Annotated in this window: 25 protein-coding genes; 7 read left to right on the plus strand and 18 right to left on the minus strand. The window is 58.9% G+C overall.

Annotated features, from left to right (window positions below):
- Positions 1–2: 2 nt before the first annotated feature.
- The 17 genes from U5760_RS02000 to U5760_RS02080 form a co-directional block, all read right to left on the minus strand.
- On the minus strand, positions 3–2039 hold the full coding sequence (locus tag U5760_RS02000) for a phage terminase large subunit family protein (protein ID WP_322009236.1): 2037 nt from the start codon (positions 2037–2039) through the stop codon (positions 3–5).
- Positions 2039–2251 carry a hypothetical protein gene (locus tag U5760_RS02005; RefSeq protein ID WP_322009237.1) on the minus strand — a complete coding sequence of 71 codons (213 nt, stop codon included), beginning with the start codon at positions 2249–2251 and terminating at the stop codon, positions 2039–2041. Before U5760_RS02005 ends, U5760_RS02000 begins: the two co-directional genes overlap by 1 nt.
- A complete protein-coding gene (locus U5760_RS02010) occupies positions 2251–2544 on the minus strand; it encodes a hypothetical protein (protein WP_322009239.1) in 294 nt (97 codons plus the stop codon). The genes U5760_RS02005 and U5760_RS02010 overlap by 1 nt, the downstream gene beginning before the upstream one ends.
- A complete protein-coding gene (locus U5760_RS02015) occupies positions 2541–3062 on the minus strand; it encodes a terminase small subunit (RefSeq protein ID WP_322009240.1) in 522 nt (173 codons plus the stop codon). Before U5760_RS02015 ends, U5760_RS02010 begins: the two co-directional genes overlap by 4 nt.
- 354 nt (positions 3063–3416) lie before the next feature.
- On the minus strand, positions 3417–3908 hold the full coding sequence (locus U5760_RS02020; RefSeq protein WP_322009241.1) for a hypothetical protein: 492 nt from the start codon (positions 3906–3908) through the stop codon (positions 3417–3419).
- Positions 3905–4141, minus strand: coding sequence for a hypothetical protein (locus tag U5760_RS02025; RefSeq protein ID WP_322009243.1), 237 nt, complete (start codon positions 4139–4141; stop codon positions 3905–3907). The genes U5760_RS02020 and U5760_RS02025 overlap by 4 nt, the downstream gene beginning before the upstream one ends.
- 117 nt (positions 4142–4258) lie before the next feature.
- Positions 4259–4771, minus strand: coding sequence for a glycoside hydrolase family 104 protein (locus tag U5760_RS02030; protein ID WP_322009244.1), 513 nt, complete (start codon positions 4769–4771; stop codon positions 4259–4261).
- 253 nt (positions 4772–5024) lie between these two features.
- Entirely contained in the window at positions 5025–5348 is a 324-nt protein-coding gene (locus tag U5760_RS02035) for a hypothetical protein (RefSeq protein ID WP_322009245.1), read from the minus strand.
- On the minus strand, positions 5341–5721 hold the full coding sequence (locus U5760_RS02040) for a hypothetical protein (RefSeq protein WP_322009247.1): 381 nt from the start codon (positions 5719–5721) through the stop codon (positions 5341–5343). Before U5760_RS02040 ends, U5760_RS02035 begins: the two co-directional genes overlap by 8 nt.
- A gap of 9 nt (positions 5722–5730) precedes the next feature.
- On the minus strand, positions 5731–6042 hold the full coding sequence (locus U5760_RS02045; RefSeq protein WP_322009248.1) for a hypothetical protein: 312 nt from the start codon (positions 6040–6042) through the stop codon (positions 5731–5733).
- Complete coding sequence (locus tag U5760_RS02050; protein WP_322009249.1) at positions 6039–6371, minus strand: hypothetical protein; 333 nt, start codon at positions 6369–6371, stop codon at positions 6039–6041. Before U5760_RS02050 ends, U5760_RS02045 begins: the two co-directional genes overlap by 4 nt.
- Positions 6368–6805, minus strand: a complete 438-nt coding sequence (locus U5760_RS02055; RefSeq protein ID WP_322009999.1) for a nuclease domain-containing protein — start codon at positions 6803–6805, stop codon at positions 6368–6370. Before U5760_RS02055 ends, U5760_RS02050 begins: the two co-directional genes overlap by 4 nt.
- A gap of 14 nt (positions 6806–6819) precedes the next feature.
- Positions 6820–7380 carry a hypothetical protein gene (locus tag U5760_RS02060; protein WP_322009250.1) on the minus strand — a complete coding sequence of 187 codons (561 nt, stop codon included), beginning with the start codon at positions 7378–7380 and terminating at the stop codon, positions 6820–6822.
- Positions 7355–7909: a hypothetical protein gene (locus tag U5760_RS02065; protein WP_322009251.1), complete on the minus strand. Its 555-nt coding sequence runs from the start codon at positions 7907–7909 to the stop codon at positions 7355–7357. The genes U5760_RS02060 and U5760_RS02065 overlap by 26 nt, the downstream gene beginning before the upstream one ends.
- A gap of 169 nt (positions 7910–8078) precedes the next feature.
- A complete protein-coding gene (locus U5760_RS02070; protein WP_322009252.1) occupies positions 8079–9164 on the minus strand; it encodes a helix-turn-helix domain-containing protein in 1086 nt (361 codons plus the stop codon).
- Positions 9165–9177: 13 nt separating this feature from the next.
- A complete protein-coding gene (locus tag U5760_RS02075) occupies positions 9178–9363 on the minus strand; it encodes a hypothetical protein (RefSeq protein ID WP_322009253.1) in 186 nt (61 codons plus the stop codon).
- A 182-nt stretch (positions 9364–9545) separates the two neighbouring features.
- A complete protein-coding gene (locus U5760_RS02080; RefSeq protein ID WP_322009255.1) occupies positions 9546–9857 on the minus strand; it encodes a hypothetical protein in 312 nt (103 codons plus the stop codon).
- Positions 9858–9945: 88 nt separating this feature from the next.
- Here U5760_RS02080 and U5760_RS02085 point away from each other — a divergent pair, with 88 nt between their 5' ends.
- Positions 9946–10197 (plus strand): hypothetical protein, encoded by a 252-nt coding sequence (locus U5760_RS02085; RefSeq protein ID WP_322009257.1) that lies wholly within the window; start codon positions 9946–9948, stop codon positions 10195–10197.
- A gap of 10 nt (positions 10198–10207) precedes the next feature.
- On the opposite strand, the gene U5760_RS02090 is transcribed toward U5760_RS02085, so the two are convergent.
- Positions 10208–10528, minus strand: a complete 321-nt coding sequence (locus U5760_RS02090; protein ID WP_322009258.1) for a MarR family transcriptional regulator — start codon at positions 10526–10528, stop codon at positions 10208–10210.
- A 179-nt stretch (positions 10529–10707) separates the two neighbouring features.
- On the opposite strand from U5760_RS02090, the gene U5760_RS02095 reads away from it, so the two are divergent.
- The 6 genes from U5760_RS02095 (at position 10708) to U5760_RS02120 (ending at position 14317) form a co-directional block, all read left to right on the plus strand.
- A complete protein-coding gene (locus U5760_RS02095) occupies positions 10708–10935 on the plus strand; it encodes a hypothetical protein (protein WP_322009260.1) in 228 nt (75 codons plus the stop codon).
- A 260-nt stretch (positions 10936–11195) separates the two neighbouring features.
- Positions 11196–11351: a hypothetical protein gene (locus U5760_RS02100; RefSeq protein ID WP_322009261.1), complete on the plus strand. Its 156-nt coding sequence runs from the start codon at positions 11196–11198 to the stop codon at positions 11349–11351.
- A 259-nt stretch (positions 11352–11610) separates the two neighbouring features.
- Positions 11611–12009, plus strand: coding sequence for a hypothetical protein (locus tag U5760_RS02105; protein ID WP_322009263.1), 399 nt, complete (start codon positions 11611–11613; stop codon positions 12007–12009).
- A gap of 1088 nt (positions 12010–13097) precedes the next feature.
- Positions 13098–13466 (plus strand): LysR family transcriptional regulator, encoded by a 369-nt coding sequence (locus U5760_RS02110; protein WP_322009264.1) that lies wholly within the window; start codon positions 13098–13100, stop codon positions 13464–13466.
- 387 nt (positions 13467–13853) lie between these two features.
- Positions 13854–14021 carry a hypothetical protein gene (locus U5760_RS02115; RefSeq protein WP_322009266.1) on the plus strand — a complete coding sequence of 56 codons (168 nt, stop codon included), beginning with the start codon at positions 13854–13856 and terminating at the stop codon, positions 14019–14021.
- 131 nt (positions 14022–14152) lie between these two features.
- The gene (locus tag U5760_RS02120) at positions 14153–14317 is read left to right on the plus strand and encodes a hypothetical protein (protein ID WP_322009267.1); all 165 of its coding nucleotides are present in this window, start codon (positions 14153–14155) and stop codon (positions 14315–14317) included.
- Positions 14318–14406 lie beyond the last annotated feature (89 nt).

A 14406-nucleotide genomic window follows, 5' to 3' on the forward strand; every position in this document is an offset into this window, starting at 1 on the left:
TCTTACCAGTTTGTGGCGAACCCCCCACGGCGACGGCCTGCGGTAAGCGTTTTCGCCCGCTTAATGGCCTTAGTTTCGCTTTGCGGCTTCTTTGGTTCCACGTGGGGGTTTTGTTCGATGCGGTTCGCATGCTCTCTCGCGCGCTCGCCCTCACGCACCAATGAAACTGACTCTTTTCCGGCAGTTTCCGATGTTCTCTGCGTTTCAGGTGCCGAAATCATTGTTTCGGATTCCAAAATTAACCTTTTCGCCAGCATTTTCATGCTGGGGTTCATGATGCGCAGCGCCGCGAACGCGTATACGCGGCAGTCCAACGCCTCGTTACGCGCCTTGTCGGGCTTCTGCCACGTGCGAACGGGGAAGCCGCGCACGAAGTTTGTCACCAGCTTTTCGGCGGTTAGCTGCTTGAAGTAGTCGCTTTCGTGGTCCTCATCCACGGGGAAGTGGCAGAAGCCGGGGCCATCCTTCTGCAGCGCGAGGCGCCGCATTACAACCAGCTTCGCTTCGTCCACGCCCACGTTGAATAGGTCCACTTTCCGGCTGCGCTTGCCCGACTGCTTGCGCTGCGGCTTCTCGACCACGGCGCGGCCCCAGCCGCCGATACCCTTCACCGCGAAGATGCGGCGTCCCTTGCGGGCGCGAATGTAGTCGTATGCCGCTTGGGTGTAGCCAGTTGTGCCGCCCGTGTCCACACACGTGGCCTGCACCGTCAGCGCCACGCCGCTTTCGTGCAGCCATTCTTCGGCCAGCAAGTCGTCCAGGTCGTCCCACACGTCGTTCGCGAGCGGATCACCCCACAGCACGCGATACGCGACCGACCACGAACGTTCAAACAGCCCCCACGCCACGATTTCGACTTCCAAGCGGTCGGTTTGCATGTCCACGCCAGCAGTCAGGTAAAGGGCGTGCATCGGTATGGGCGCGGTGTACACCTCGCGACGGTTATAAAGCGCGTCCGCGTCCGCTTTCTCGGCGGTTTCTTCGAACGTTTCGCCCAGCGACACGTTGATGAACGACTGCAAGTCGCCTGCGGCCAGCTTGTTCAGGTAGGACTGCACGATATCGCGCAGCCTGCGGAACGTCGAAAGCATTTCGGGAGCGTGGAATGAGGCATGACCTTTGAACGGCTTCGACGCCTTCCAGCCGCCGCCCTTCTGCTCTGCCGTGCGGATCGATGCGACGCGCTGGCTATCGTCCCACAGGCTGCCGCAATGCTCGCACGTGTAGCGCGCGGTTTCCGGTTCCTGCTCGCCTTCCAGATTGTCGCGACCGTTCCAAATCACCTGCGGCCACTTCAGGTATTGGTGTTCGCCGCAGTCGGGGCACGGCACGTAGTAGCGCCGCTGGTCGCCCGCGAGGTATGACGTTTCGATGCGCGATGCACCTTTGATGGTCGGCGTGCTGCTTTCGGTGCGAAGCTGCAAATCCCCGAACGTGGCCGCGCGTTGCGCCAGCAGTTCCAGTGGATCACCTTCGCCTGTGTCGGCCTGCATGCCGTCCACTTCGTCCGCCTGGGTGACTGGCGCGGAACGTCCACGGAGTGTGCGCGGTGAACCGGCCCAGCCGAACATAAGCCAGCCTCCGATATACGAAATGATGCGGCTATTGTTCGCGCCCTCGCGCCCTCGCGCCTTGGCCATGCGGGAGGTAATCTTCGGATTCGCGTCCAGCATCGGGCGCAGCTTCGTTTCCTGGAACGTCTGCACGTCCCCCTGCGTCGGCTGGATGAAAATCTGCGAGCGCGGATCGTGTTCGATGAAAAAGCCGGTAATCGCCTGCTGGACAGTCGTTTTCCCAAGCTGCGCGCCCGTCTGATACGACACGCGCTGTATACCCGGCTCTGCGATCACGTCCAGCATGCCGCGCTGGTAAGGGGCATTGTCGAAGCGGATCAACCCCGGCACGGCGTTACCGGCAGGGATTTTCAGGTTAGCTTCGGCCCACTGCGACGGCAGCATGTCCGCCGCCGGCACAAGGTTGCGCACAGCGCGGCGCAACGCGCGCGTGATTGCACCGACGTTGCTAAACAGGTGCTGCATCAGTCACGCAACCACGCTGGGCACTCGGCGCCCGGTTCCAGATAGCCGTACAGCCCACTGCGCAGGTTGCGCGCGAGCGGTGTCAGCAGCCATTTCGTACAAGTCAACACGCCACCGGCCCGCTGCAGGTGGTCGGGTTCGACGCCCAGCTTGTCCAGTTCGGCCTGCAGTTCGTCAGCAAGGCGGGCGGCCCTCTCAGCGTCGAAAGCCATCACTCGTCCTCGCTCCAATCAACGCAGCTACCACGCGACATTTCGCGCAGGTACGCCGCGCGCCGCTTGGCGTAGCGGCGGTCAGACTCACACGCGCACGCGGCCACGAGGAAAACCGAAACGGGAAATGTGAGCGTGACGAACAGGCAGAACAGAATGCACAAGATGCTGCCCAGCAGTGCGCGCACTTCGTCCAGCATGTCGCGCCAGCCTTCCCACATGAACAGACACACGGGTAGCGTCCGCGCCGCTTTCTTCAGATAGTGCCGATACGCTTTCAGCCAAGTTTTCATTCTTCGTTATCCTGTTCTTCTTCGTCATTGTCGAGCATCACTTCCACGTCCGCCGACGTTTCCAGCGCCAGCGCGATTTCGTCGCGCAACACCTTTTTGAAGGCGGTTTCGTTTTTCTCGCCCAACAGCCGCAGGACTGCGCGCTGGGGAATGTTGAGCATGTTTGTGCGGATAGCGGCCATCAGGCGACCGGTGGCCTTTTCGAACTCAGCTACAGGCGCCACCTCATCGCGGGCCTTGGCCAGTTCCAGTTCCGCGCGCAGCGTGTCGGCGGTGGCGCGGCGAATGTCAAGTTCCTCGCGCGTGGTCGGCGCAGCAGCGGTGGCCTGGCGTGCGCGCTCATCTTCACGCCAGCGGGCAACTTCGGCGGTATTGAACGACCACTCGACGCCACGCGCTCCGCGCTGAAGAACAGGACAATTTCCCCTCACCCAAGTGTCGATAGTCGTCAGCGCGACGCCGTGAATTTCGGCAAGCTCGCCGCGGTTTACAACCTTCCCGCGCCCCTTCGTTGACATACGTTTACTATTTCTCGAAAATGACTTTCGCGTTAACGATCAGACGTTTACGCCGAGGGATATAGTCGTAGTCCGCGCTGGAAAAACCCTCTCAGATTTTTATAGACGCGGTGCTTTGTACCCCGCACCCATCCCCGCCCCGGAAGGACCCACAGTTATGTACGGGCTAACTTATTCACAGTCCAATCATCTTCATCCATTGATAAGTCTGTAGTGCAGATCATTATTCACTGCACGATGTCAATACCGTGTTGCGTTTTGATTGCCTCGATCAAATCTGCTTGATGCTTGACGCACGACTGGTATTGCACTGCGCTGTCCACATGGTTCTGCAGCAACGTGATGGCCTTGGCGTCACTTGCTGATGGCAACGTCGGCGGACACTCCACTAGCACCGATTGCCGCACTTGCGGATGCGCTGCTGGCACTGCCACCAATGCCGGCGTTTGCGTCGTTCCAGATGCGCAACCCGTCGTCAGACAGGACAGCAACATCAGCAGCATTGACGTTTTGCCCACACTGGGCAGTTGCAAGAGGACGATTCGCATAGGCTTGAACTCGCTTGGTCAGTTGGTCATGCACCGCTGCCACGTCGGCCTGGTGCTGTTGAGCGGCTGTAGATACCACCCCCGCCGCAAGGGAATTCTCCATGGCGTCGCTTGCCGCCTTCGCAATCGCGTCCGTCGTCTGCTGGCTCACCTGAGCGATTTGCCGGTCCCACTTGTCCTGCACTTCTGCAGCGCCTCGCGTATAGCCGGCGCGATACTCATACCAGCCGAAAGCCGCTATCACGATGACGGCGACTGCAGCCGCTCCGATCTTTGCGGATTCGCTAATAGGCGTCATGACAGATACCCCACTTCAACGATTGCCTTGACAAGCTGAGCCACTGTCATGCCGATGAACGAAGAATTAAGCAGTTTTGCCCTCTCCAATTCATATGCAGTTGCCCGCTCCAGCGCACTGTTTGCGAGACTGGTAAGCCGCTCCGCTTCGGCTTGGAGATTTTTCGCTTCCGCCCGCGCCGAACTTTCGGCACCCGCCAAGTCCAGAAGCTCACGCACCTTGTCTTTTGTCATGCCCGATACACCCTTACGGAATGCCCACACTCGGGAGTTGTGAATGCTGTCGCGTCCACAGAAAGCCTGCGAACACGGCAGCCACGGCGATGAATGTCAGCAATGCTGTGGCGCGCGTCATACTGCGACCAAGCCACCCGCTTGCTGGTACGCCGTCGTCAGCACGCCAAGGTCGTTTTGGCGCTGGCCGTAGCTATTGCCCGGCAACGATGCCCAGCGGCTCGAACACGCAAAAACGGCGCTCGCGAACTGACCTGCATCGATCAACGGCAGCGCTTTGCATTCGCGGATCAGTTGCAGCGCCCACAAGTCCTGCGAGATCGGCCCGAAGTCGGGCAGGTTCAGTTGCGCTTGGTACGCCGACCAATAGCGCGAGAGAAATTGATAGCGCCCTGCTGCCGTCGAATTCATCGCAGCGTTGAACACGTTCGGATGCGTCGCATAGCTCGCGAACGTCAGCAGCGCAGCCGAAACGCCACGTGAAGGAAGCGGACCGTGTGCGCCGACCAGTACGTTATAGCCATCGTCGCTGTTGCTTCGCGTCCATGCGTCGATTTCGCTCGCGGCAATCATGTCGAGAAACGCCACGCGATTTGCACCGCCCGCTTGTTGAATGCTAATACGTGCCACTATTTCGATATCCTTTTGAAAATGTATTTACGTAGACAGCGAAGGTAGTAGTGCCGAACACCTAGCGCTGCGAAGCACACCACCAACGCCTGATACGTCCATAGAGTCGCACTGTTGACCACGACGGCCAGCGATAACAGCGCGATAGCCGCATAGATAGGCTTACCCACGATGCCGTCATTCACGCTTCGCGACAAACCACACCAGCACGCCCATACGATCAGGACGACGGCGGCCATCACGTTGATTGCGCTCATTGAGCCCCACCCCCGAAACGGGCACGAATAAGCGCCCAAAGATCCGCTGTTCGAATCGCTCGCAGCACTGCCGAAATCATCGAACCGCCGAAAGCACCCATCAGGAATCCCACGCCACCAGCTGAATCAGGATTGAGGTGGAAATAACGCATGATCGGAACCGTAAGGAAGTAGCCGCACACTACGCCTGTAAATACAAACATTGCGAATCCGCGTTTGGTTTTCAGTTCGTCATGAAACGGGAGAGCGACGACAGCACCGAACATTGCGGCTATCGCCCACTCCGCGGCTGGGAAATGCTTATTGATGAACTCAAGCACAGGAGGCCCCGTGCGCAGTCGTTTGCATGGTCAAAACCCCGTCGTGGATCACGTCTGGATTCTGTGCTTCGGAGTCCATCGTTTCCACCCGGGGGTTTTTCTTCGGACGCCCGCCCTTGTTTCCGGAACACCCAGCCGGCTGGAGACATTCACCACCGAAGTAATGGACCATCTTCGCAGCATCCTGGAAGCCCAAGAGGTGGACCAGCAGATGATCGTGGGTGATTCGCTTCGGAACATACAGCAGTGGACGGTGGTACTTCTTACCCGGCTTACCGGAATAGTATGTGGGCAGGTTTCGGACCAGATTTAGCGCTTTCTCTGCGCCGATCACGTCCGCTATTTCCTGAACACTCGCTGGCAGTTTCTCCATAGTCACTCCCTATTTCCATTCATCCTCACCGCTAGCGAAGAACGGCGCCAACGACTTCTTGTTGTCCGCGAGATCCGCGACACACCAGGCGTATTCGCCGTCAATCAATCGCCCCCTCACGCGCAGATGCGGCCGGAACACATCGGGTACGAACGCCAGCGCGCGCACGCTGGATTCCATGAACACGCCCTTGTGCCCACGCCGGCGCAGCGCGATTACCATCGTCTCGGCAAGTTTCTCGACCTCGCCAACGGCGGAGCGCCCCTTGATGCTGAAAACACCAATGGCCGGCATTCGAACCTGCAGGCGGATCGGTGTCACGCCGTCACCTCGACACGCCATTCGTTGTCTCCACTCGCCAGAAACGGCGCGAAGACCAAGGCGTTGGCGCTCAACGCCAACAGCGCCTCGACCCATGCCAGCTTCTCGGTGGCCCATTGGTCGCGACGCACGAAGCACCGGTATCCACTGGGGATGTCAGCCAACACGTGGACGATGTATTCTTTGTTCGCCCGATCTCTCAGGCGGCAGCGCCGGAACCCATACGCCATCACGCGCACCTGCTGCTTCACGCGCTCGCTGATATATCGGCCATTCGACCAGCGCTTGTGCGTCGCCGCCGGCATCGGCAAATTGATCTCCACTTTCACAGGCTGCACTCGACTTCCTCCGTAATACCCATCTTTCGTGCACGGACCGGCGCCCAGCGCTCGTACGCGCGATCCCATGTATCGAACTTCAACTGCTTAGGCGTACCCGCCCTGTTCTGGTCGATCCAGTCATGGCACCAGAAACAGCCAGGCACCGTTGCGCGGTTATCTGCTTTCAGTCCGCCGGCCTTGCCATCGCGCCCCTGATTTGAGTGACAAGGCACGACGGTTTCATCGCAAGGATTCAGGCGGCACACACCGGGTACGCGCAGATAGCAGGGCTCGTCGCGACACGCCGCCAGATACTTCGAGCCATCCGCCACCGTTGGTTTGCGCGACCAGTTGCGCTTCTTTGCGCGGCGCTCGGCGGTCGCCCGGTTCGCGAAGCTGCTGAACGGTGAGTCCGGCTTGCGCGCGAAGCCTGTACGCTTCATCGGCACCGAACGCTTCAAACCCCTACCCTCCCCACGCTCACCATGTTCCGCATCGCCTGTATGACGGTCTGGTCGGCCACCGGCCACCATGTGCTGGGCAACTGCTCCCGCCGCTGACGCAATGCCGAACGTGTGCGTGTGCGCGTGCGCTTCTCCCCCCTACGGCAGACAGCCTTTCGTGCGCGCCGCCGCGCCATGCCAGGTGCTCGCGCGTCCTTGCCGGCGCCGCATCGATAGAGGCGTTCGCCGTATGGCTCACGATAGCCCGCGATATGTACCGCGCCGTCGTCGTGCATCTTCGTCAGCTCCGCGCGAACGGTTTTCACGGGCCGCCAAATGACCGAAGCCACGTCAGCGACGGAGCGGGCTACGCCATCAGCCATGAGTCGATCAACTTCGCACCGGCATCGCTCCTTGCCGTTCGAGCGCACCCGCAACCCAATGCTCTCCGCGAACTTGAAAACCGCGAGTGGCGACCGCCCAGGCAATCTGTGGATTTCCTCGGCAAGCGTCGAGTCCGATTCAAAGATCTCGACGACAATCTCCACCTCATCGTCCGCCCATTGCACTGCCATCACGCCCCCTCGCTTCAAGCGCAGCACCCGCCGCGACCTCACACGCCGCCGCCGCCCATACTTCGACACCAGCCTCCACCGTCCACCCGTATCCGCGGGCAGCCGGCACCCCGTCGAGCGACATCGGCCACACGGCCCGCCACTCGTCGCGGTCGCGACGGTAGAACAACACCGGCACCTTTCCCTCTGCCGTAGCTTGCGCATTTGCCTGATCCCACCATGCGCGTATGTCGCTGCGTGTCGCAACAGCGTGGCGCTTCACTTCGACCGAAAAGGCCGGCACACCTTCGAGGTCGCTTTCGCCATCAAGCTGGCGCACCCTGCGGCGCACTTCCCAGCCGGTCAGGTCGCGCACTATCGCCGCTATCTCGCGCTCGCCATCCTTCCCCTTGTTTCGCGACTTCATCCCCATCTGTTCACACCCTCCGGTCTTTGCTCGATCAATCTGCGCCTGGCGCATCGTCCGGCATTTGCCCAATGCCGCCACAACCGCGTCCCACTCGCCCGGCGTTGCGTCATCGATACTCATGCTGGTTTCTCGCTATCCACGTAGTTGCGCAGTTCGCGCCGTTGCCTCTCTGCCGCCGCGTCTCCGTGCTTCTCGCGCACCGCGGCAATTAGCCTGTTGCCTGGCGCGTAGCTGCCAGATCGCGCGGCCCGCACCGCCTCTCGAAAACGTGTGAGGCATTCGTGCGCCGTCATGCCGCCGTCCCCTGCGTGACCCTCTCACGAGGAACATCGTTGAAGTAGCCGTACAGGGCTTCGTATTGCTCATCGCCAAAGCGTGCTGCGTCGCGGAGCATGTCCTCCATCCATTCACCGGGACCTGCCGCCTTTACCACGCGAGCTTTGAAGCGCATGAAAACCTCATCGGGCTTCTGCGTCACGGCAAGCTGCTTGCCGCGCTCCGTGACACCGGCAGTCGTCTTGTGCCAATCGAGTGGCACCGTCGAACCATCGGCTGCCTGGGCTGGCTCGCCCTTCACCGGAAAAAGGCCAGTCCATCCGCGCAGCACGGCCTCATCGACGCACGCTACTGGGTCGTGGCCAAGCTCGCGCAGCTTTGCGAGGCGCCGCAGAGACACCTTGGCCGCCGGGCGCGTCCATGGCGCCGACTTCTCCGCAGCTTTCGCCTCACGGTGTTCGCACCAATCGGCCCATGCGTCAGACGGCAGCCACTCGGGCAGTTCCATCGAGCGCAGTTCGCCATGCAACGCAACTCGCGACGCACGTCGCGCAGGTTGGTCGTTGCTTTTCTGTTCCTTTGGTAGTTCCTTGGTAGTTCCGTGTCCCAAATTTGGGACTGTTTCGACGGAAATTTGGGACTGTTTAGAGGGAAAAACGGTACTGTTTCCATCCAAATTCGGAACTGTTCCGTTTCTGGAACTGTTCCGTTTTTGGGACTGCTTAACTACCCCGTTTTCGGAACTGTTCCGATTTTGGGAGTGTTTGGACAGGGGCGGTCCGATCTCCATCACCTTGCCGTCGCGGTTCGTCATTTCAACTTTCGCCGCGTCCGCCGGCCGTGTCATCTGGTACACGACGACCTGCCCGGTACGCCCGGTGCGTTCGCCCGTGTCTTCAAGGTATCCGAGGTCCTTGAGGCGCTTAATGTTCGCGAGGATGGTCTTGCGGTCCTGCTCGATAAATTGCTCGATCGCCTCCATACTCGCCCACACGCGAAAATCTTCACCTGCGAAATCCGCGAGTGCGATCAGCACGGCCTTGGGCGAACCCTTCCCTACGCGCTGCGCGCGGACCCAGAAGGTAGCTGTGACACTCATTTGCGACGGCCTCTCAGTTCGTCGCCGGCAAGCCAAGCGTCTCGTTAAAAAAACCGGTATCCGCGCACTTCGGTTCGTTGCGCACAGCGAGCTTCAGGAACGGGATATGGAGCATGTCGGGGATCATTTGCTTTTGCGTGCGGCGCATGCCGCCGTCGAGCACATCGTAGGCCGCACGCTGCGTATGTGTGGTTTGCATAGGAATGGTTCTTTTCTTCAGGACTGCAAACGTGTAGTCGGATAACAGGAGGCGGGAAACAAAATGGTGAGGTCGTTGCTGACGGCTACCGCCGGTACTACTTCGGGCGGAAGCGCGGGGTTTGGCTTCGCCTCTCGTTCACCCGCTCCGCGTGGTGAAGCCGGGTGAACTCTATTACCGCCTCAAACCACCGCAGCAAGCTCATCGGTTGCCTCGCTACTGTTGCTCGCGATGCTCGCTGCCATGTTCGCCAGTCGCTTCAAATGCTCGTCGCGCGCATAGAGCCCCGCGACGCCCTTGCGGGTGACGCAGCGGCGATGCAGAACACTGGTGGCCGGAGCGTGCTGGAACTCGCGGCTCGACAGGGTTTCGGTCCCGCCAATCTCGATGTGGAAAGCGCTGGGGCGCTCACGACGAATCTGCTCGATCGCCAAATCGACGCCGCCACATTTCGCCGCGTTGCGCAGCATCTGTTGGTGTTGCGGAAGGTGCATATATGCTCCGTGGTTAATAGGATGAGGGCCCAGACCTTCGTCTGTAGAATTGAGAGCCCTTACGCAACTCTTTCTACGAAAGCCCCTCATGAACAGCGATAACGAAAAACTCTTAGTCGAACTGGAAAGCTTCCGATTCGGGATGCTCGCGGCGCTTACATCACTCAAGGCCGCCATCCAGGAATCGCCCAACTTCAACCAGACGGTGTTGGAAGACTGCGTCACCTACTTCCTTGCGTATCCGCCCGCTCAAGGTGATCGGGAGTCGTTCGAAGGGCCGCTGAGGGCGCTGTTCAACGACCAGATGCCGTTTCTTGTGGAAACGTTGCATCGGGCGTAGTTCCGATAGCTCACTCGCGCCCATTTCGGATGCGCTCCTGGCGCCGCGCCTCAAGATACTCGAGTGCCATATCCTCAAGCGCAGCCAGTTTGTGCTGACTGACCACAATCGAATCAGTGGGTGCGACCCGCAGCCCGACCGACGCTAGCAACTGCGCCCAGCGAGGCAGATCTTCAAGGGCACGACTGACGGTGCTAGGGGACACACCCATGCAAGCGGCTGCATGGGCCTGCGTAACGTGTGCAACGGCACGCAATATCTCAGTTTCATTGCGTGCACTCAGCATGCGTGTGTTTTCAATCTCTTCGGGCGAAACTTCTTCCGTACTCATTTTCGAACCATCGCTTAATAAATAGGAATCCTATATGGTTAGCCAAGAAGCGAATTATTAGCCTCCAAACAAAAATGCTTAATGAATCTATTTTTTGATATCAATGTGGCAATGTAAGGTCTAGCCGAGTATTCAACCAAAACACTAGCCGCCCACCACCCAACCAAGGACAAGACGCCATGCCGACAATGCCTTACACGATGCGCGTTTGGGAGTTCAAACAACGAATTGCTGACCAACTCAAAGATCTACCTCCCAATGCGGAAGTCTGTTTCGGGCAAGGAGATCTTGCGTTCTACCGTATAAAGAACCTTCGATACGTCGGCGATACCGACACGCCGCTACTAGTCCAGATCGAATTCACACAGACCTACCAGGTTACGTTCGATCCCGAGCAAGCTGATTGATCTATGCGCCGTTATTTCGTGTGATCGCCAGTACAGTCGGTTGCTCTCACGAACGCCTCCTTCACTTTATCGATTGAGCGAAGAAGCTATCCGGCGGACCATTCAGCGCGTCATGACACGCCAGCAAGCGACCATCTGGAGCGAAGTACAAATTGATCTGTCGCTCCGGGTTATCCGGGCTTCCGTTGCCTCGCATCGCCGTTAGGTAAATGACCTGAATCAGCTCAGCCCTGTCGGGCGGCAAATGACAAGGAACACTCATGAAGACCTCCGAAGAACTTCGCAAAATTGCCGGCGAAATCGAGCAGACTATGAAGGACAACCCGGACGCAGGCCCGAATCCCGATTCGTCACGCTACCTCCTGTTGTTGTGCGAGCTCGGGCCAGACCTTGACAATGACTGCGACTGGGAATAAATCCAGTCTTGTCACCTCGCGATTGGTCTCCCGCTCAATCGGGAAGCCAAACGGAATCGGAACCGGCCGCTCCCCGCTTGCCCAACGACTGACATCCGACGCGTGGGCGCCGATCTTGCGGCTCAGTGAGGCAAGGCGGCCACGCCTGGCCGAAATATAAGTCTTCAAGTCCATCCCTAGACTTTAGCGAAGTGCGAAATAATTGTCTATAGCACTTTGCGCATGTACGGGCTTAGCAACTTGCTATTGAATCTCGCCTATGAAGGAAATCGACGAAATCAGACGCGACAACCTGCGCCTCATCGAGGTTGGTTGCGGTAGTGCGACAGCGACCGCAAAGTTGCTGGATATGAGCCTTGCCCAATACATCAACCTCCGAGACGGAGCGCCCGATTCAAAATCAGGCAAAAGACGGGGGATGCACAAGAACACGGCGCGACGCATCGAAATTGCCGCCGGGAAGCCCTCTGGGTGGCTCGACGCTGACCATGCTAGCGGCGAGAGCCTTGCGGCCTCGACATCCGATCCGATGCCGACTGGTTGGGAAAAACTGGATGCGCTTGGCCGCGCCCAGGTGGCCGCCTTTATTCAGGGGCTGCTGGCGCAGCCGAATGATGCGAAGAATCAGGAAGATGAAGATCGGCCCTTAGGTGATTGACTGCCAACCGAAGCAGCACATGAAAATTGCCTATTGGCTCAAGTGATTCGTCCCGAAAGCTAAATTCCCGCGTTACTACCGTCCGGCCACTAATCGAAGCGGTCCCGCTAGCCGCACGATCAAGGAGAACATCCCAGCGACCATCGCTCCGCAGTCGCTGAACTAAGGCCATAGCCCCGCGCAATTCTGGTTTGGTTGACCAGGCCACGCTGACCACGTCCCCAGGCTTACACAACCGCCTTCCCGCATTCCTTACTTTAAGCAACACCGCCTCCCGCCAATCCCATAAATACTGTATGGATATACAGTTAAAAGTGTAGCGCTCCCCGATAGAACCCCAAATACATTTGAGCGAATCGCTAATCAGCCCCTCTCGCTATCGTCAATATTTCGCGTTTCGCTATATACATGGAGTTAGCGTTTTGCTAATCTTTCGCTTGTGCAGCACTCCTGCACCGCCCCGTGAAGTACAGCGGGCGCCTCTACCGAGGATGTTCTTTAGACGGATCGGCGCTGCGGCGCCGGCATCGTGCAGACAATCGAAGACCCTGGGCCTCCCTGACCGGACTCGCCCCGGCGGCCATAGCCTGGCCGTAACGTAGGTCGCACTCGCACTGCGAACCTACGATGGACCCGCGAGGCTCGGCATGCGCACACATCGCGCGCTGCCAAACTTCCGCCTGATTTCGTGCGTTGATCGCCCCCCTCAGTGTTCGATGACTTGGGGCGCGTCCCCACCTCGATAATTCTGTAGTACTCATTATTCGTAACTCCTCCATGACAGCGGCTGCGTCGCCGAGGCAGCGAATCGCACGACTGTGCGGCGTAATTTCGCCCGAAATGCCGAGGTTGTAAATAGCCTCTTAGCTAATGAAATTTGTTATTTAAATCAACAGCTTGCAACCAGAAAGGTTCTTTAACAAATCTGCTGTCAACTACAGGTTGAATAATTAGCCGCAGTGTCAACCTGTAGTTGACACGGTTTTATGCGTAGTGGGTGTATATTCCGTGATGCAATGAAACCCTTATCTTTATTTTTAAAAAATATAAGGGACGCACCAGCGGACTGACGCGGGGGCTTTTCGCGCATGGATACGCCATCGGAATCCGAACATGTAGATTGGCAGAAAGTTCACGACTTCTTCTTGGTCGTTCTGCATGCCAGCGTGACCGACGCAGCGCGTGCGAGGGGCGTTTCACGCACGGCAATCTACAAAAGTCTGCGTGAACTGGAGCGGCAGTTGGACACACCGCTCTTTCAGCTGCCCACGGGATCTCAAATCCCAACTGAGGAAGGCCAATTGGTCTTTACCGCGGCAAAGGCGCTTCAGGATGCCATCGCAGCCGTGCAGGCTGCGCGCCGCCGCCCGAACGCCGCAGCACTATCCACGCAGGTGGAGATACTGGCGGCCCAGCTTCTGGTCGTTTCGAAGCGACTGAAGCGCAAAAAACTGTAGCACCCAATCGGGAACCCGCCGGCTCTAATGCATGGTTTGCGCTTCCCGATGCGACTAGCGTCGCACGCTCACCATTAATTAAATCAGTATTGCTAATTTAATAACAGAGGCTGACATGGAACTGAACGAGAGGTACCGAATCGCCCGCTACGGCGCAGGTTGGTTGGACGCGATGCGCGGATTGCGCGCGGCGTCACTTTCACTTGACTATCGCCTCGGGTATCGCGATGCCAGAGGGTTTGCGCAATGACTGATTTTCGTATCTGGGCTGGCGCGCTCGTCGCAGTAGCGGTCTGGTTGTTTGCCTGCTCTTACTTGGACTCCCGCGAGGCAATGTTCGCTACCTGTGCCACAGTTCGCTGCGCCTGATCCTGAAAAGGTTCATCAATGAACATAGTTGAAGCAATTTGTGTAGTAGTCCCAATCAGCATCCTGGTTGGCGTAGCGGCGACCGTTGGCGTTTTGAAGCTGCCGAAGCGCGAGCGCAAGGCACCGCCGCCCGCCACCGCGATCATCGTCTACGACGCGGAGCCCTACCCGCGCGCGTGGGAGTGAGTGCGATGCGTTGTCACGTTCGATGCCGCCACTGTGCGACGCGCCGCTGCCTGAGGCAAAAGCTGTCCGAGTACCTACGCGTGCCCGCGTGCGAGGTCTGCGGCCAACGCAACTACCGCGTCGATCGCTGGATGAACCGCCGCAACACCACGCCCGTGACCTGCTCGTGCGCGGGCTACTGGTTTCCGCATCGGCAGGGTTCGCTATTCTGCTGGAGCCGCGCCGACGGCACCCCACGCTATCCCGGAGATCCGGATTTCGCGGATCGCAACCACGACGGCTTCGAGGCTGCGTAGCCAGTTATCGACGGCGGCAGTTCGCGCTGCGGCCGTGTCTCTTGGCCGGCGCCAGTATGGGTCGGTCCGTTTTCTCTAATGCACTGACG

It is taken from the genome of Paraburkholderia sp. J12, assembly GCF_905220215.1.
In the GTDB taxonomy this organism is placed as follows: domain Bacteria; phylum Pseudomonadota; class Gammaproteobacteria; order Burkholderiales; family Burkholderiaceae; genus Paraburkholderia.

What these genes read in the sequence shown, in the direction of transcription:
- U5760_RS02000 (WP_322009236.1), bottom strand. Translation starts at nt 2,039, where the DNA reads ATGCAGCACCTGTTTAGCAACGTCGGTGCAATCACGCGCGCGTTGCGC.
- U5760_RS02005 (WP_322009237.1), bottom strand. Translation starts at nt 2,251, where the DNA reads ATGGCTTTCGACGCTGAGAGGGCCGCCCGCCTTGCTGACGAACTGCAG.
- U5760_RS02010 (WP_322009239.1), bottom strand. Translation starts at nt 2,544, where the DNA reads ATGAAAACTTGGCTGAAAGCGTATCGGCACTATCTGAAGAAAGCGGCG.
- U5760_RS02015 (WP_322009240.1), bottom strand. Translation starts at nt 3,062, where the DNA reads ATGTCAACGAAGGGGCGCGGGAAGGTTGTAAACCGCGGCGAGCTTGCC.
- U5760_RS02020 (WP_322009241.1), bottom strand. Translation starts at nt 3,908, where the DNA reads ATGACGCCTATTAGCGAATCCGCAAAGATCGGAGCGGCTGCAGTCGCC.
- U5760_RS02025 (WP_322009243.1), bottom strand. Translation starts at nt 4,141, where the DNA reads ATGACAAAAGACAAGGTGCGTGAGCTTCTGGACTTGGCGGGTGCCGAA.
- U5760_RS02040 (WP_322009247.1), bottom strand. Translation starts at nt 5,721, where the DNA reads ATGGAGAAACTGCCAGCGAGTGTTCAGGAAATAGCGGACGTGATCGGC.
- U5760_RS02055 (WP_322009999.1), bottom strand. Translation starts at nt 6,805, where the DNA reads ATGAAGCGTACAGGCTTCGCGCGCAAGCCGGACTCACCGTTCAGCAGC.
- U5760_RS02060 (WP_322009250.1), bottom strand. Translation starts at nt 7,380, where the DNA reads ATGGCAGTGCAATGGGCGGACGATGAGGTGGAGATTGTCGTCGAGATC.
- U5760_RS02065 (WP_322009251.1), bottom strand. Translation starts at nt 7,909, where the DNA reads ATGAGTATCGATGACGCAACGCCGGGCGAGTGGGACGCGGTTGTGGCG.
- U5760_RS02070 (WP_322009252.1), bottom strand. Translation starts at nt 9,164, where the DNA reads ATGAGTGTCACAGCTACCTTCTGGGTCCGCGCGCAGCGCGTAGGGAAG.
- U5760_RS02075 (WP_322009253.1), bottom strand. Translation starts at nt 9,363, where the DNA reads ATGCAAACCACACATACGCAGCGTGCGGCCTACGATGTGCTCGACGGC.
- U5760_RS02080 (WP_322009255.1), bottom strand. Translation starts at nt 9,857, where the DNA reads ATGCACCTTCCGCAACACCAACAGATGCTGCGCAACGCGGCGAAATGT.
- U5760_RS02085 (WP_322009257.1), top strand. Translation starts at nt 9,946, where the DNA reads ATGAACAGCGATAACGAAAAACTCTTAGTCGAACTGGAAAGCTTCCGA.
- U5760_RS02090 (WP_322009258.1), bottom strand. Translation starts at nt 10,528, where the DNA reads ATGAGTACGGAAGAAGTTTCGCCCGAAGAGATTGAAAACACACGCATG.
- U5760_RS02095 (WP_322009260.1), top strand. Translation starts at nt 10,708, where the DNA reads ATGCCGACAATGCCTTACACGATGCGCGTTTGGGAGTTCAAACAACGA.
- U5760_RS02100 (WP_322009261.1), top strand. Translation starts at nt 11,196, where the DNA reads ATGAAGACCTCCGAAGAACTTCGCAAAATTGCCGGCGAAATCGAGCAG.
- U5760_RS02105 (WP_322009263.1), top strand. Translation starts at nt 11,611, where the DNA reads ATGAAGGAAATCGACGAAATCAGACGCGACAACCTGCGCCTCATCGAG.
- U5760_RS02110 (WP_322009264.1), top strand. Translation starts at nt 13,098, where the DNA reads ATGGATACGCCATCGGAATCCGAACATGTAGATTGGCAGAAAGTTCAC.
- U5760_RS02115 (WP_322009266.1), top strand. Translation starts at nt 13,854, where the DNA reads ATGAACATAGTTGAAGCAATTTGTGTAGTAGTCCCAATCAGCATCCTG.
- U5760_RS02120 (WP_322009267.1), top strand. Translation starts at nt 14,153, where the DNA reads ATGAACCGCCGCAACACCACGCCCGTGACCTGCTCGTGCGCGGGCTAC.